Below are 14,999 nucleotides of genomic sequence, written 5' to 3'. Positions count from 1 at the left end.
GGCGGGGCTCATTATACCCAAGGCTCCTCCCGCCAGGAGTCGGAAACAAGACACCCTTATCGAGTCGGGCGCCTTTTCCTGGTGCTGCCGGTCATAAGTTCTGAGCCAGGCGGTCGTTTTTTGTCCCTGCAAGGGACAGATCCGCCACCCCAGCGACTGTGTTAGTCAAGTCCGGGCTCGCTGAAGGCGAGCGATTCGCTAGCCCAGGGTCAGCCCCGGCGAGCGCAAGCGAGACGGCGGCGCCACCCTGGGTTTCAGACGGCCAATGTGCGAACGCTGAAGGCGTGGGATAACGCCACAGGGTGGCTCAAAACTTCTGACGCACTGCCTAGGATGCAGTCAAGGGGTCAAGAGTTCCGTTTCTTGGGCAGCTCACTTCTTGACGGCAGGCTCCAGGAACTGGGAGGCGGGGATCTGAGGGTTGACCTCGACGGTGATGGTGTGGCGCTGCTCCACCAGCTTGTCCTCCCTGAGGACGTCGCGCCGCATCGGGATCATGACTCCGCCGTGCTCGTGCCAGTTGTAGAATTCCTCCCGTTGGCGCAGGCGATTGCCCATTTCGTCGGTCACGGTGTACTCGATATGGCTGGGCAGCTTGCTGTCGCGGTCGAAGTAGATGACCGCCGAATCGTTGGTCTCGTCCAGAAACTCCACAGCTACGAAGTTTCCGCCTCCGGTGATGGCGTCGGGTCCGTAAAAGAAGAGCTTGTTGTTTTCGCGGTCCTTGGCGCGTTTCCGCAAGAGGACGTCCAAGTCGTGCTTGGCCGACTTGCGGAAGCGTTCCACGCGCTCTTCTTCCAACTCCTCGACGTGGCCTTTGCCCTGCTTGCTCCAGCCTTTGCCCAGTTCCATGTTGTAGACCAGGACGTTCTGCCGTCCCCCTTTGCCCAGTTGGAAGTAGTACTTGATGGGGTCGTAGTGGATGTACTCCCAGTAGCGGACCAGTCTGGAGCGTTGGCCATGGCGGTTGAAGGAAAACCAGTTGCCGTAGTTGTGGAGGGTGGTCATGTTCAGGTAAGCCTCTCCACCCATGGCCTGGATGGCTTCGTCGATGGTCTTGCGGGCCTGCTGGCCCTGAGCGCCTTGCTCATCCTGGGCTGAAAGAAATGCGGGCGTGGCAGCCAGCAAACCCGTCAGGGCCAGCGCCGCTGTCAGGCGACGAATTTTACTCATCATTCCACCTCGTCATGCGTTTACAGAGCCGTCTGATTTCATAAAGTCTCAAAAAACCTGCCCGCTAAGGCTGTTGCATCTGCTCCATCTGCTGCTGCAGGAGCGCCGGAATGAGCGCCGTGATCAGGTCGAGCTGTTCCTGCAGGCGCCGCAGACGCTCCTTGAGGTATTGCGGGTCTTGCTCCTTGGCTTCCATCCAGGCGTCCATCCGGTTGTTCAGGCTCTCCATGCGCGAGTCCCAGGTCAGGGCAACTTCGGCCGGGACCCACTTGTCCTCGACCCGCACCAGTTCAGCCATCTTGACTTCTCCCTGTTCATCGGCGGGGAGCACCCGCAGGGTGGCCCGGTCGCCCTCCAGCTTGGCCAGCTCTACCGTTTGGCGCGACCATTCCACCGGGCTCTGGGGATGGCGCAAGAGTTCTCCGATGGCGCTTTGCTGCAGGTTCGTGATCAAGGACTCGACGTCAGCCTGTTGGAACTTTTCCCAGCTCTCGATGCCCAGCGCGGCGGGGACGTCGTCGAGCGCTGAAGCCAGCAGCCCGGCTTGGGGAGGCGGGTCGGCGACGGCATTCAACTGCTCCTGCACGCGTTGCGTGGCGGCCTGGATCAAGTCGAGCGCCTGGCGGTATTCCTCCCGGCTGAAAAGCTTCTTCGACTTGTCCAGCAGGGCGTTGAGGTCACGGGTGTAGGAGGCTGGCGCCAGGCGCTGGTAGAAGCTCCACAGGTCGCCCTGATAGAGCGCTTCCATAGCCTCGCGGTAGTCCTGCTCGGGCTGTCCGGCGGCAGAGGTGCAGCCCCAGACCGAGGCCAGCGCCAGCACCAGTCCGGCGGCGATGGGCAGCAGGCGCCTCCTCACAGCTCTCTCTCCCTTCCCGGCGCTTTGACAGCAGGCGCGTCCTCTTTGGGATAGGGGCAGTGCCGACAGCCGTTTCCGCAGCAATAGCCGCGCCGCAGCAAGTATTCGGCCTTTAGGACGAAGAGGCCGTTCTCGATATAGTAGTCGCGTCCTTCAACCAAGCTCACGGCGTTTTCTCCTCAGGGAAGCTTAGCACATCGTTTCTCCAGGCTTGGCCGCAGTCGCGCGGGGCTGGACTATAATAAGAAGCTCAGCAACAGACAGCGCCTCGGCGCCGCCACACGAAAAGGAGATTTCATTGAGAACCAGGCGATATCCAATCTTCATCCTCTCGCTGTGCCTGACGGTTGCGGGGCTGCTGTCGGCTGTCGTGGGACAAGAGTCCCAGTTCTTGATCTTCAGCCAGTACGAAGTGGAGGTGGACGGCGCCTCCGATCCGCAGGCGGCCATCTACCGGTCCACCAATCCTCCTGCTTTCCTGGTGCGGGTGCCCCGGATTTCCAGCAATTATTTCGCCCTCAATCCCGGGACCCAGAAGGTCGAGTGGCTCGACTACCACTACGTCTCGACGGCCGCGGACGGCAGCCTCAACCTGCGCGGCGGATACGATACTCAGGAGATCGGGGGCTTTACCACCCAAGGGCCTTCCGTCCTCTTTGAGGTGGACGGCCATTCGGTGCACCTGGTGCCCCGCAAGCCGCTGCTCGACCTGCACAGCTCTGAAGATCTGACCGGATACGATCCGCTCTATGGGCGACGGGCTGCCGCCTACCGCCCGGATGCAGCGGCCTTGAAGCAACTGCGCCAGGTGGAAGAAGAAGCCACCGTGACCGTCTATTTCGGTTCCTGGTGCCGCCACTGCCAGCAAAAGGTGCCCTACATCCTGCGCCTGCAGCAAGAACTGCTGGAGACGCCTTTGACCTTCCGCTACTATGGACTGCCGCGGGGGTTCGGCAACCATCCCAAGGCCCAGGAACTCAACCTCCGCTGGGTGCCCACGGCCATCGTCACCCGCCAGGGAAGCGAGATCGGACGGGTCGAAGGCAATGACTGGCAGCAGCCGCCCGAGCAAAAGCTGGCCCAAATCCTCAAGTGAGGCTTCTGATATGAGATTTTCCAGCGCACTGGCGGCGTTGCTGCTCTGCTCTTCCGGTTTGCAGATTCCTCTGCAGGCTCAGGCTGCCGCCGCCCTCAAGGGAGTGGAAGCGATAGGCGTCAGGACTAGCGTGCGCATCGAGGAGGGGCTACTGGAGAGGGTGGACGAGAAGTACCTGACCAACCTGGTGCATTGGCAACTCGACCAATACCAGGTCGAGGTGGAGGATCGGGCCCCCTCGCATCCTTTCCTCTTGGTGGAGATCGAGGTGAAACAGATCATGGGTCCGGCGCTGCTTAAGGTCCAGGATGAAGAGCGACAGGTGGAGGGGCTCTACTGGGCCCGGGCCGAGGTCCGCTTTCAGCAACAGGTGCGCACCCGCGACAATCCCGCCTACGAGTTCTGGGCCACGACTTACAGCCGCTCCGAAGAGGGCTTTGCGGAGAGCCGTCAGGAGATGGAGGGCGAAACCGTCCGCCTGCTTGAAAACACTCTTCTCAGCTTCATCCGCAGCTTCCGCCGCGCCAACCCTGCGCTGCGATAGCGTCTCCTTTAGCCGGCCACCGGCAGACGGCTGGCGGGGTCCCCCATCAAGATCCAGTTGCGGGCTTCCTGGCGCAGTGCCCAGGCTTCGATCAGGCGCTGACGTCCTTCTTCCGAGTCCGTTCCGGAGTCCTCTTCCAGCACTTTCGCAAGGCGGCAGCAATGGCGCCGGTATTGTTGCAGGGCGGCCCCCACTCGTTGGCGGCCCAGCAGGGCCTGCAGCAGGTCGGTCATGGATTCGGCCCACTCGTCAGGCCGGGAACGGGCCGCCAGATGCAGCCAACTGTTTTCGCAGTGCCCCACGACGGCCAGGGCCGCACCGGCCCGGTGCCCCAGCAGGCGCCGCGGCAAGGCGGCATCCAAGGCATCGGCCGGGGGACGCTCCAGCATCTGGTCGAGCAGGGGATGGGCGGGACGTCCGGCGGTGAAGCTGCCCTGAAGCAGGATCAGCAGTCCGTTAAGCGGCGCCTCTTCGGGCACCTTGCCCTGGTCGAAGACGTGTTCCAAGCCCAGCTTGCCGTCCACGTAGTCACAGCAAACCAGCGCCCCCAGCAGGTCGGACGCCCCTTCCGAGACGCTGCACACGCCGCGTCCCGAAGCCAAGAGAAGGGAGGGCGTTTCCGAGGTTCCGCTGAGCAGACGGGACAGGCGCTCCTGGGTGGTCAGCCCCTGCGTCAGCGTCATGGCGTCCCAGGAGGGGCGGGCCCGGATGATGGCCCGCTCGACAGCTTCCATCAGATCTTCCACGGGGGGCACGAGGCGTCCGGAATTTCCCCCATTCGACCCCGCCAATGCCACCCGCCGAGGACGCAATTGGCGCGACAATTCGTTGTCGACGGCGGCTTGAGCGTAAGCCGCGTATTCCTCGGCGCTTGACAAGGGCAGCCGCCCCACATTGTAGGCCAGCGGAAATGAGGTCTGGACCGGGAAGGGGATCTGTCGGCAGTCTCCCACCAACAGCAGGTAGCCGGGCACCAACTGCGGATCGATCCATTGGCCGTCGCAGTCCAGGCGCTTGAGAAAGGCGCCGGCGTCTTCGTCCTCCTTCAGTTGCAGCTCGGCGTACAACCTTTGCCTGCTGTCGGCCTGGTTGCGGCGCAACTGCAGCAAGGGACGCAGGGCCTCGCGGACCTCGTCGCCGACTTCGGGACCATAGACCACTCCCCAGCCGGTTTGGGCCAAGTCTTCTCCGTCATCGGCCAGACTCAGGCAGGCGTCGGCGGTGCTTGGGAAACGTTCGATGAGTTGCGTGAATTGTTGGACGGACAGTGGTGGACGCCATGGCGCGCCCGAGTCCCATTCCAGTCCGTTGACCCCGATGCTTCCTGGCTGAGAAGCACCTTCGAGATCGCGGTTTTCAGACACTTGCAGGTTGTGCTCTGCCCTTGGCTCGTTCATGATCGACTCCTCGTGCGTTGCCCGTTGCGCTTCCCCGGGCTCCACCCGATATGGGTAGACACGATCATTGGCGGTTTGTTTACTGGGTAGACGGATTACGCTGCGGATTTCCCCAGAACAGGGAGCCGCACACGGGCCGACCACCGGCGGAGCACATTGCCGTTTCTTTCTTACAAAGCCGGACCTCGGACTTTCTACGACCGCCCGCAGCCTACCTTTAGGCGGACGCAGCCGAGAGTCCTCGCCACAGTATATTGATTCAAAAGAAATAGTCCAGCCCTGGAAGACAATAAATGCTGCGGGATTCAATATATTGTTGACAGCGGAAATCAGGTAAAACCGAAACGCCTTCCCGATCTATTCTTAGCAATTCGGCAGGAGAACAGAGAGGATCCTGATGGGGTGGTCTGTTCTGCCGCCCGAAGCGATGCTGGCACCGTAGTAGATGACGGCTCCCAAGAGGCTGAGGATGAGGGCCATTGGAGCCGCCATGATCACCCAAATGAGGTCCCCAACTCGCAGAAGGATCAGCCAGGAAGCGGAGAAGAGCAGTGAAAAGACGGCAGCCACGACTTGGTCAGGAAGCCGGGGAAAACCGAACCGCGCCAATAGAAAGGCCGCGAGGAATCCCTGCAAGAAGGGTAGTCCTACGAACAGGACCAAACCATAGGTCCCCAGCAGTTCGGTCATGCAGAGCAGTAAAACCAGGAGAGGCAATGACGCCAACGCAGCAGAACCCGCCAATTTGAGAAAGAAGTGTTTTTCCCTCATGCCTTGCCGCCTTTCTTCTCGTATCCAAGGAGTCGCATGATGCCAAAATTTCAGTTATTTCTCTCATAACAGAAAATACAGGAACGAAAGCTGGATGTCAACAGATTTGCCAGCCTAGCTGAGCTAAAGAGGGCAGGCCCTCCTGCGTCAACATCAGGGCCGAGGCGTAGCAGCATAGTCCCTGCTCGCTGAAGGCGAGCGATTCGCCAGCCCAGGGTGGGGTCCGCTGTGAGCGCAGCGAAACAAGGGCGAAACCCTGGGTTACAAATCGTTATTGAATGGAACGCTGAAGGCGTGAGATAACAAACCCCGCGTCTACTCCCCTGACAACGGCCCAAAAACAACTCTCCCAGCTTGTCCAGAAGGATTCTGACTCCTCGGCTTCGAATACCAGGTCCCAGAACTCCAGGATCCAGAAGCTTCCGACAACCAGCGTCCTCGCGAACCGCCGCCTGATGGTCTCAGCGTCCCGATCCACCGCTTGGTCCGCACCTTCCAAATCGCGGACTGCGCCCGTCGACACCTGCCCCAACTCCGCTGATTCAGCACTTGGCCGAATCCCGACTCCACATTTGCCAAAACCCCCTCACCATGCTAAAATCCTCGCTCCTTTCCAGGGTGGGCCGCTAGCTCAACTGGCAGAGCAGCTGACTCTTAATCAGCCGGTTCGGGGTTCGAGTCCCTGGCGGCTCACCATTCCCTATATGCAGTATCTTCAATGTCTTGAGGAAGCGCAGGCAAGGGGTCATCAGCCAGCTTTGCATTGCTCTGAGACGCCGCGTGGCATCGGTACGGAGCCGCCAATCATAAGCTTGCGCACCGTTTTGACCCGCTGCTGGAGATCAGTTTTCTCTCTTAGATGTGTGATCCTTCTTCTCTCGAGTGAAGGGCGGCGATAAACTGGGAAAAGGAGTTTGTCATGGTCGAGATTCCTCAGCCTGTTGCCGATTTTCTTGGAGGTAGGCATATCGCGGTCGCCGGGGTGTCGCGGGAGAAGGGGCAGGTGGGGAATGTGGTTTATCGGAAGTTGCGGGATTCGGGGTATGAGGTGTTTCCGGTCAACCCTAAGGCGTCTGAGGTGGAAGGCGTGCGGTGTTATCCGGATATTGGATCGGTTCCAGGGGAGGTTGATGGGGTGGTGGTGGCGACCCATCCGGATGTGTCGGTTGAGGTGGTGCGGCAGTGTGCTCAGGCTGGCGTGGGACGGGTTTGGCTGCATCGGTCGTTCGGGCAGGGGAGCGTGTCTGAAGAGGCTGTGCGGGAGTGTGAGGCTCGGGGGATTGAGTGCCTTGTAGGGGGGTGCCCGCTGATGTACTGTGAGCCGGTGGATTTGGCCCATCGGTGCATGAGGTGGTGGCTGGGGCGGAAAGGGAGGTTGCCTCGCTGAGGGCGGTGGGGGTGGCTGGGGGCGTCCAGGAGGCGACAGGCACTTCCAGGATCGCCGCAAGGATGCGCCTCCCACCAGAGGGGGGACGCCTCGGTAATGTCGGTGCAGGCAGGCACCTGCCACTAATCGGGAGGAGGGGGAAGGGTTTGCTTTGGATTGCTCGGATCAGTGCCACGCTGGTGGTCGTGATGCTGATGATGAAGGTTGTGGGGGAGTCGGGGAGCGGGCCCGCCGGAGTGCGGGAGTGGGTGTATCTGACGCTCTTTCCCTTTGGGTTTTCGGCGGGGTATTTGCTGGGATGGCGCTGGCCGCGGCTGGGGGGGTGGCTCAGCTTGGGCTGCGTGGTTCTTAGTTTGATCGTGATCGGGCGCGTTTTTGACTGGCAGGCCTATTTGTTTTGGGGCCTGTTGAGTTTGCCCGGCATCCTCTACGTCCTGGCGGAAGCAGAGCCGCGAAAGCTCCAGTGACACGCTGAAAACACCCTGAAAACACTTTCTTCAGCAAGCCCTTGGCAAACCGGTTCGCGGTGAAATAAAGTGGCTTTCAGGATGAAAGTCAGGATCAAGCACGAGGTTCTGAAGATCCTGCTGGAACAGCGGGCGGTGAGCCAAAACCGCTGGGCCCAGATTCTTGGCATCAGCCGCGGACATCTCTCATTGCTGGTCCAGGGAAAGCGCCCTTATCCCACCCGCCGGACCCGCTACAAACTCATGCGCGGACTGGGTGCCGATTTCGAAGAGCTGTTCCAGTTGGAGGAAGAAAAAGCGCCCCGGCGGCCCTCAGGCCGCCAGCCGCCTCTCAAGTTTCCCACATCGCCGGGATGGAGCCGAGGACAAGGAGCGACCTCGATGAGACATTACTTGCAGGACCTGCGATGGGCCTGGAGGGGGCTGGCCAAAAGGCCGGCCTTCACCTTTCTCGCCATCGCGACGCTAGCCGTCGGCATCTGGAGCGCCAGCGCTGTGTTCAGCTTCTACGATTCCCTTTGGCTGCGTCCCCTTAGTTTTCATCAGCCGTCCCGGCTGGTGCAGATCACCGAACAGACGGCCCGGGGTTGGGAGCTTTCCTCGCTTTCCGACCAGGAACTAGAATACGTGGAAGAACTTCGCCTTTTCCAGTCGGTGGCCGGCTATCACCCCGTCGGCAGAGTCCTAACCCAGTCGGGAGACCCGCAGCTTATGAGGGGCAGTTCGGTGACGCCTTCCTTGGCGTCGGTGTTGGGCGTCCGCCCTCTGATGGGGCGCTGGTTCCGCGAGTCTGACGCTGCCCAGGGCGCTACGCCTGTGGCACTGATCAGCGACAGGTTGTGGCGCAGCCGCTTCGGTGCCAGGCAGGACATGGTAGGCCGCTCTATCGTTCTGGACGACCGTCCTCACCAAGTAGTGGGAATCATGCCGGCCGACTTCCAGTTTCCCCTCTGGGCCCCGCCCGCCGACCTGTGGCTTCCCAAGCGGATGTATTCACATGGGCGGACCGCCCATTCTACCCAGGTGGTGGCCCGCCTCATGCCCGGCCAGACCATCGATCAGGCCCGCCGCGACCTGAGAACGGCCTTCGGGCTCATCGAAGAAGACGTACGCCACACGGCCCCTAATCACTTCCCCTTGCTGACTCCGTTGCATGACAGAGTGTTCGGCAAGCAGCGCCCCGTCCTGGGTCTCCTCATGGCCTCGGCGGTTTGTCTGTTGTTGGTGGCCGGCGCCAACTTCGCCTCGCTGCTGCTGTTGCGGGGAACCCGGCGCCGTTCGGAATTTGCTATCCGCCGCGCTCTGGGCGCCACCGCGCCCCGATTGATCAGCCATCAAGTGGGCGAAGGCTTGCTTCTGGCCTTACTGGGAGGAGCGGCCGGTGTGGCTCTGTGCCTGGTCAGCGTCGATCTCTTCAAGGCGCTCAGTCCGGCGCATTTCCCACGCCTCGACCAAGTAAGCGTCGACTGGCGCGTAGTCGGATTCGCCCTGGCGGCCAGCCTCATCTGCGGACTCGTCTTCGGACTCCTGCCGGGAATCCACACCGTCCGCAGCAAGCGCTTGCGCAATCCCTTGCGGGACCTGGCTCATTCGCCTGAGCCCGCCTTGGCCCGTTTGCGCTCCATGCTGGTCAGCGGGCAGGTGGCCTTGGCCGTGGTGCTGCTGATCGCCGCCGGGTTGTTGTTGCGTTCTCTGGACGCCCTGCTGGGCATCGACCCGGGAATGAACCCATCTCAGGTGCTGACCTTTACCCTTTCTCTGGACGGCGAGCGCTACAGCGAGCCGCAAACGCGCTTCGCTTTCATGCAGTCCGTCCGGGCCGATTTGCGCTCCCTGCCTGGAGTTGAAACGGTGTCGTTCAGCGAGGGGCTGCCCCTGATCGGCGGAATGATAGAGTATGGCTTCCGCAAGGCCGAAGAGCAGGAACTGGGCCTGGCGGGCAAATATGTGGCCGGACCCGACTTCTTCCAAACCCTCCGCATTCCCATTCTGGCGGGCCGGGAGTTCAGCGAAGCGGACAGCAAAGACGGTCCCCAAGTGGCGATTATCAACCAGGCTCTGGCAGAGAAATACTGGGAGAGTCCCGAGCGGGCGCTGGGAACGAGCATCGTGGTGGAGAGCCATCCCGGCACCTGGCAAATCGTGGGCATCGCGGGTACTGTGAAGCGCTCGCAGGTCAGCGAGAGTCCCCAGCCTGAAATGTATTTGCCCTACACCAAAGTGACGGAGTTGTTTCTGCGCTCTCCTTGCGTCAGCCTACGAACATCGGTAGACGCGCCGTCCCTGATCGAAGCCGTGAGGACGCGGATCGGCGCCCTCGACGACAGCATGCCGCTTATCGATGTCCGCTTGTTGGAAGAGGTCTATCTCGACTCGATGGCGGAGCCCCGTTTCCGCTCCCAGGTGGTCGCCTTCTTCGCCATCCTGGCGGCCGTTCTGACCGCCGTGGGGCTGTTCGGGCTGCTCTCCTACTACGCTTCCGAGCGGCTCTACGAATTCGGAATCCGGAGGGCCCTGGGAGCACAAGGCCTGGACCTGATGAAACTGGTAGGGTGCCAGTGCGCTCGAACCGTCCTGCCAGGCCTCGCAGTGGGACTGCTGGCCGGCTGGACCTCCGCTCGGTTGCTGGAATCCTTCCTCTACCAGGTCACTCCCGGTGACCCCTTCACCTTCACCTTCGTACCCCTGCTCTTTCTCGCCGTGGCCCTGGTTGCCTCAATCCTTCCGGCCCGCCGCTGCGCTCAAGTCGATCCGGCCTCCTCTCTTCGAGCGCAGTGAGGCGCCACTAACGTTTGTCGGATTTCTGACCGATGCCCGGATGGCTGCGCAAACGCGAAACCTGAACCCCGTGGCGGGTCATCGCAGGGGGTGTCTCGGTCGGGGCGGAGTGCTCTGATCGAATTGTTGAACCGACTATAGAAGGGACACCCCTAAATGGCGAACGAATATACGATCTATAACGAAGAAAACGCACCCGAAGAAGCCCGCGAAACCCTCAAGCAGGTCAAAAAGGCCTACGGGTTTCTGCCCAATCTGATCGGGTTAATGGCCGAGTCGCCGGCGTTGGCCAAGAGCTATACCGCCCTGTCCGCAGCCTTTGACGAGACCTCCTTCTCGGCTGCCGAGAAGCAGACCGTTCTGCTGGCGGCCTCCTACGTCAACGAGTGCGGCTACTGCATGGCGGCCCACAGCACCGTGGCCCAGATGACGAAGGTGCCCGAGGACGTGGTCGAGGCGCTGCGCACAGGACAGCCCATTCAAGACACCAAGCTGGAAGCGCTGCGCCGCTTGACCGAAGAAATCGTGGTCGAGCGGGGATGGCCTTCAGAGCTGGCCGTCGAGAACTTCCTCGACGCCGGCTATGAGCGCAAGCACATCCTCGAAGTACTGGTGGGCGTAGCCATGAAGACCGTCTCCAACTACACCAACCACGTCGCCGATACCCCCCTCGACGCCGCCTTTGCCGCCAACCGGTGGGATAAGACGGCTGCCGTGGTCGGCTAAGGGCGTACCCGATCCGGTTGCGATCCCCCAAGCAGAAAGTGGCCGCGGGACTGTCCCGCGGCCCCTTTCTCTGGGTACTCGGCTTTTGGCTGTTGTTGAAGTTTTCGCGCGCGGCGTAGACAATGGCCGGACTATGAGCAGAGTCATCGGAGTACTGACGGGCGGGGGGGACGTTCCCGGACTCAACCCCTGCATCAAACTACTGGTCTATCGGGCCGTCGACGACGGCTTCAAAGTCATCGGCATCCGCCGCGGATGGGGCGGACTGCTAAACTGCAATCCCGAGGACGCCGAATCGGTCAGCCGCAATACGCTTGATCTCACCAAGCAAGTGGTGCGCACGGTGGACCGTACGGGAGGGACCTTTCTTCATACCTCGCGCACCAATCCCAGCCGCGTCAAAGAGGCCTCTTTGCCCGAGTTCTTGCAGGGGCGCTTCGAGAAAAACGAGGACGGCCTCTACGACACCACCGAGCACATCCTCGAGGTGCTGCAGCATCTGAAAATCGACACCTTGATCCCCATTGGCGGCGACGACACCCTCAGCTACGCCCACCGCATGCACCGCGAGGGCGTTTCGGTAGTGGCCATCCCCAAGACCATGGACAACGACGTTTCGGGGACCGACTACTGCATCGGATTCTCAACCGCCATGACCCGCAGCGTCGACTACATCACCCAACTGCGGACCTCCATCGGGTCGCATGAGCGCATCGGGGTGGTGGAGCTTTTCGGACGCTATTCGGGCGAGACCTCGCTCAAGGCGGCCTACCTGTCGGGAGCCGACCGGGCCATCATCAGCGAAGTGCCCTTCGACATCGAGAAGCTCTCGGGGATGCTGGTGGAGGACCGCAAGCGCAGTCCGTCAAACTATGCCGTCATGACCATCTCGGAGGGCTCGCAGATGCTGGGCGGAGACATGCTCGAGCATGGCCCCGAGGACGCCTACGGTCATCGCAAGCTGGGCGGCATCGGATACGTCACGGCCCAGGAGATCAAGAAGCGCACTGGCGTCAACGTCATCTACCAGCAATTGGCCTATCTGATGCGTTCGGGCGCGCCCGATTCGCTGGACCGCATGGTGGCCACCAATTTCGCGGCTCTGGCCATCGACTTGCTTCAGGAAGGCGAGAGCGGACGCCTGGTCATCCTGCGCGACGGACGCTATTCGCACGCCAGCCTGGAAGTCATCGCCCGGGGCGCGCGTTGCGTCGACGTCCAGGCCTTTTACGACGAAGAGAATTACCGTCCGCGTTTCGCCAACGTCCTGGGCAAGCCGATGTTCCTCTATTAAGGCGTGGGCGGGCCGAGTTTTTATCGCACCCCTTCAGGGTGCTTTTGGGGTCATCCCGGTACCTGGGGTTACGTCCTTGCCGCGCTTCGCTTGCGGCGGACTTCACCCCAGGCTAGCGAATCGCTCGCCTTCAGCGAGCCCGGACTCGAAGTGTCATATTGAAGACTCTTGCGACACCTCTTTAGCGAAGGAGGGGCTATTCCACGATGCGGAACATGGTGCGGGACTGGACGGTCTGGCCGGTAGCGGGATCGGTGCTTTGGGCGATCAGGTTGTAGGCGCCGGGGGCCAGTTGGCCGAGTTCGATGTAGCGGGCCAGGGTGAGGTGGCCGCTTTCGGCCGTCCCCTGGGGCTTTTCGGCCGGCAAGGCCATTTGCTCGGGGCTGCCGCTGCGCTGCAAGGCGATCTCGACTTCAGGCGCCGAGGCGGGATCGGCGTTGTAGACCTCGAGGTAGTAGACTAGCCGCTCTCCGCTGCGGAATTGTCGGCGTGCCGAGGGCAGGATGCGGATGCCGTCCGCCACCAGTCCGCCGGGCCGGTTGTTGGACCGCTCCACCTGCTCGCCCAGCACGATGGTGCTGAAGGCCAGCCCCTCAGGACGCGCCGGCACCCGCAGGCTGCGCTCCATCAGTCCCAACCTTTCGTTGGTGAGGTCCTTGACCAGCACCTGCACCGAGTAGTCGCCGGGAAGCAGATCGAGGCGCTGGCTTATGCTCAGGCCTCCCCGCAGCAACTCCTCATAATCTTGAGCGCTGGCGCGGATGGAAACGGGCAAGCCCAGGCGGCGGATGATCTCTCCGCTTTTGTCGCGCACCAGGCCCAGCACCATGAGACGGGCCACATAGCCGACGCCGGAGCCTTCCACCCGTCCATCGGCCTCGCTGGTCAGAAACTCGATTTCCTCGGTGGGCAGGTCAATAGTGACCAGCACCTCTTGAGGAGCGGCATCGAGATGGAAAGTATCGGTGCGCAGGAAGACGGGCAGATCGGTGTCCAAGGTTCCCTGCTGGGCCGCCAGCATCATGTCCACTTCCTCGTCGGAAAGCGTTTCCAGCCCGCGGGGGACGGCCCGGTAGCCCATCCGGTGGCGGACTTCCAAATCGTTGCGTCCGCGTATGCTGAGGCGGATCTCCCGGAAGCGCCCGTCCAGCGACTGGTTGCTGGGGCGATAGAAAATGAGGAAGTGGCTGCGCAGATCCTCATCGATGCGTTCCAGTCCCGGATAGAGGTCGTTGGAGTTGCGCAAGGCGAATCCGCCGGTGGCTCCCGCCAAGTAGCGCAGGGCGCTGTCGCGCGTGTCGGAGCCGGTTTCGCGGGCCCGGTCGAAGATCGACTGTCCGCCGCTGGCCAGGATGCGGTTGCGTCCGTTGGCGGCGCTGATCGACGACAGTTGGTCGGAAGGAAGCAGGTCTCCGCTGTTCTGCTTGGCCAGCAAGCCCTGGGGATCGAGTCCGTAGACGGCCAGGCGGGCCAGCGACGCCATCTCGATGGTCCGATGGAACTCGGCTTCGGCCTCCGACCCCACCACGAATCCCTGCGAAAAAAGGATCAACGACTTGCGGCCTTCCACCTCGCGAAAAGCCTGGGCCACGGCCTGAATGGCGCTGAGGACGGAGAGGGCCTGGCGCTTGTTGAGGTAGGCTCCCATGTTGACCCGCAGTTGCTCGATGCGCAGGGCCAAGAGCAGGCGTCCGGCTTCCGAAAAGGCGGCGGCCGCGGCTGTCGACAAGGAGGAAAAGTCGCCGCCGGTTTCGATGCCCAACTCCAACTGGGCGGGATCGAAGTTGCCGGCCCGCAAGAGGTCGGCGTTGCTGGCATTAAAGGTGTTCTGGGCGCTCCGGCTTTTGGCCTGTCCGCTGGCGCTGCGAACCTTGAAGGCCTCTTTCAACTTCTCGACGTCGTTTGTGAAAGGCTGCACCAGCCTGAATCCGCTGTCGACGGCGAAGACGGCGGCGAAATCGTCGGGCTGCAAGTGGTTCTCGACATAGCGCACGGCGGCCCTTTCAACCAGGTGCTGATTCTGGAACTCGGTGCTGGCGTAGTCGAGCATGAAGACGATGAAGTTGGGCGGACGCACCTGCGAGTCCCAGGACCGGGGCCGGGGAGAGGAAGCCCGCGTCTGCCGCTCGGCGTCAGTGGCCGGGGGAAGTCCGCTGCGCAGTATGACGGCGTCGATCTGCTGACGTACGTCGTCCTCCACCAGCACGAAGTCGTCCTTGGTCAGGTCTTTGATGACGCGGTTGTCGCCGTCCACCACCACGGCGTCGACGACCACGGTGGTGCCGGTGGCGCGGACAGCCGGCTGCAGCTCTTGCTGGGCGGCCTGTGGGGTGGTCTCTTGAGGTTCCTGCTGCGCGGACTGGGCCACGGCCTGACCGGGCAGAGCCGTCAGCAGCAACAGCAAAACGGCGAATAAGCTGAAAGGCAGGTCAGTAAAGCGGATCATCGTGGCCGCTAGCATAGCATTATCGGGATCGCTTTCGCCATGAACAATGGATAGCGCTCGCTGC

General features: G+C 62.0%; 12 protein-coding genes and 1 tRNA gene. 7 read left to right on the top strand and 6 right to left on the bottom strand.

Annotation, left to right across the window (positions count from 1 at the left end; all coding sequences use genetic code 11):
* Window positions 1-372 precede the first annotated feature (372 nt).
* The 3 genes from VLU25_21905 to VLU25_21895 all read right to left on the bottom strand — a co-directional run bounded on the left by VLU25_21905 (window position 373) and on the right by VLU25_21895 (window position 2,196).
* Complete coding sequence (locus VLU25_21905) at window positions 373-1,176, bottom strand: hypothetical protein (GenBank protein ID HSR70597.1); 804 nt, start codon at window positions 1,174-1,176, stop codon at window positions 373-375.
* A gap of 61 nt (window positions 1,177-1,237) precedes the next feature.
* On the bottom strand, window positions 1,238-2,029 hold the full coding sequence (locus VLU25_21900) for a hypothetical protein (GenBank protein HSR70596.1): 792 nt from the start codon (window positions 2,027-2,029) through the stop codon (window positions 1,238-1,240).
* Entirely contained in the window at window positions 2,026-2,196 is a 171-nt protein-coding gene (locus VLU25_21895; GenBank protein ID HSR70595.1) for a DUF5522 domain-containing protein, read from the bottom strand. Before VLU25_21895 ends, VLU25_21900 begins: the two co-directional genes overlap by 4 nt.
* A gap of 131 nt (window positions 2,197-2,327) precedes the next feature.
* Here VLU25_21895 and VLU25_21890 point away from each other — a divergent pair, with 131 nt between their 5' ends.
* Both VLU25_21890 and VLU25_21885 read left to right on the top strand, forming a co-directional pair.
* Window positions 2,328-3,125 (top strand): thioredoxin family protein, encoded by a 798-nt coding sequence (locus tag VLU25_21890; GenBank protein HSR70594.1) that lies wholly within the window; start codon window positions 2,328-2,330, stop codon window positions 3,123-3,125.
* 10 nt (window positions 3,126-3,135) lie between these two features.
* Window positions 3,136-3,669: a hypothetical protein gene (locus VLU25_21885; protein ID HSR70593.1), complete on the top strand. Its 534-nt coding sequence runs from the start codon at window positions 3,136-3,138 to the stop codon at window positions 3,667-3,669.
* Between the two features lie 8 nt (window positions 3,670-3,677).
* On the opposite strand, the gene VLU25_21880 is transcribed toward VLU25_21885, so the two are convergent.
* Both VLU25_21880 and VLU25_21875 read right to left on the bottom strand, forming a co-directional pair.
* Entirely contained in the window at window positions 3,678-5,066 is a 1,389-nt protein-coding gene (locus VLU25_21880) for a hypothetical protein (protein ID HSR70592.1), read from the bottom strand.
* A gap of 363 nt (window positions 5,067-5,429) precedes the next feature.
* The gene (locus VLU25_21875) at window positions 5,430-5,837 is read right to left on the bottom strand and encodes a hypothetical protein (GenBank protein HSR70591.1); all 408 of its coding nucleotides are present in this window, start codon (window positions 5,835-5,837) and stop codon (window positions 5,430-5,432) included.
* 620 nt (window positions 5,838-6,457) lie between these two features.
* On the opposite strand from VLU25_21875, the gene VLU25_21870 reads away from it, so the two are divergent.
* From VLU25_21870 to VLU25_21850, 5 genes are all read left to right on the top strand, one after another.
* Window positions 6,458-6,533 (top strand) — tRNA-Lys (locus VLU25_21870).
* A gap of 837 nt (window positions 6,534-7,370) precedes the next feature.
* On the top strand, window positions 7,371-7,691 hold the full coding sequence (locus VLU25_21865; protein ID HSR70590.1) for a hypothetical protein: 321 nt from the start codon (window positions 7,371-7,373) through the stop codon (window positions 7,689-7,691).
* Window positions 7,692-7,772: 81 nt separating this feature from the next.
* Window positions 7,773-10,469 carry an ADOP family duplicated permease gene (locus tag VLU25_21860; protein ID HSR70589.1) on the top strand — a complete coding sequence of 899 codons (2,697 nt, stop codon included), beginning with the start codon at window positions 7,773-7,775 and terminating at the stop codon, window positions 10,467-10,469.
* Window positions 10,470-10,625: 156 nt separating this feature from the next.
* Window positions 10,626-11,195, top strand: a complete 570-nt coding sequence (locus tag VLU25_21855; GenBank protein HSR70588.1) for a carboxymuconolactone decarboxylase family protein — start codon at window positions 10,626-10,628, stop codon at window positions 11,193-11,195.
* Window positions 11,196-11,328: 133 nt separating this feature from the next.
* Window positions 11,329-12,489, top strand: coding sequence for an ATP-dependent 6-phosphofructokinase (locus VLU25_21850; GenBank protein HSR70587.1), 1,161 nt, complete (start codon window positions 11,329-11,331; stop codon window positions 12,487-12,489).
* A gap of 196 nt (window positions 12,490-12,685) precedes the next feature.
* Here VLU25_21850 and VLU25_21845 read toward each other — a convergent pair whose 3' ends face one another.
* On the bottom strand, window positions 12,686-14,935 hold the full coding sequence (locus VLU25_21845; protein HSR70586.1) for a VWA domain-containing protein: 2,250 nt from the start codon (window positions 14,933-14,935) through the stop codon (window positions 12,686-12,688).
* Between the last annotated feature and the right edge of the window lie 64 nt (window positions 14,936-14,999).

The organism is Acidobacteriota bacterium, from assembly GCA_035471785.1.
Taxonomy (GTDB): domain Bacteria; phylum Acidobacteriota; class UBA6911; order RPQK01; family DATIPO01; genus JANQFM01.
Note: the sequence above shows the minus strand (reverse complement) of the source record. Positions and strands in the feature narration are given on the sequence as shown.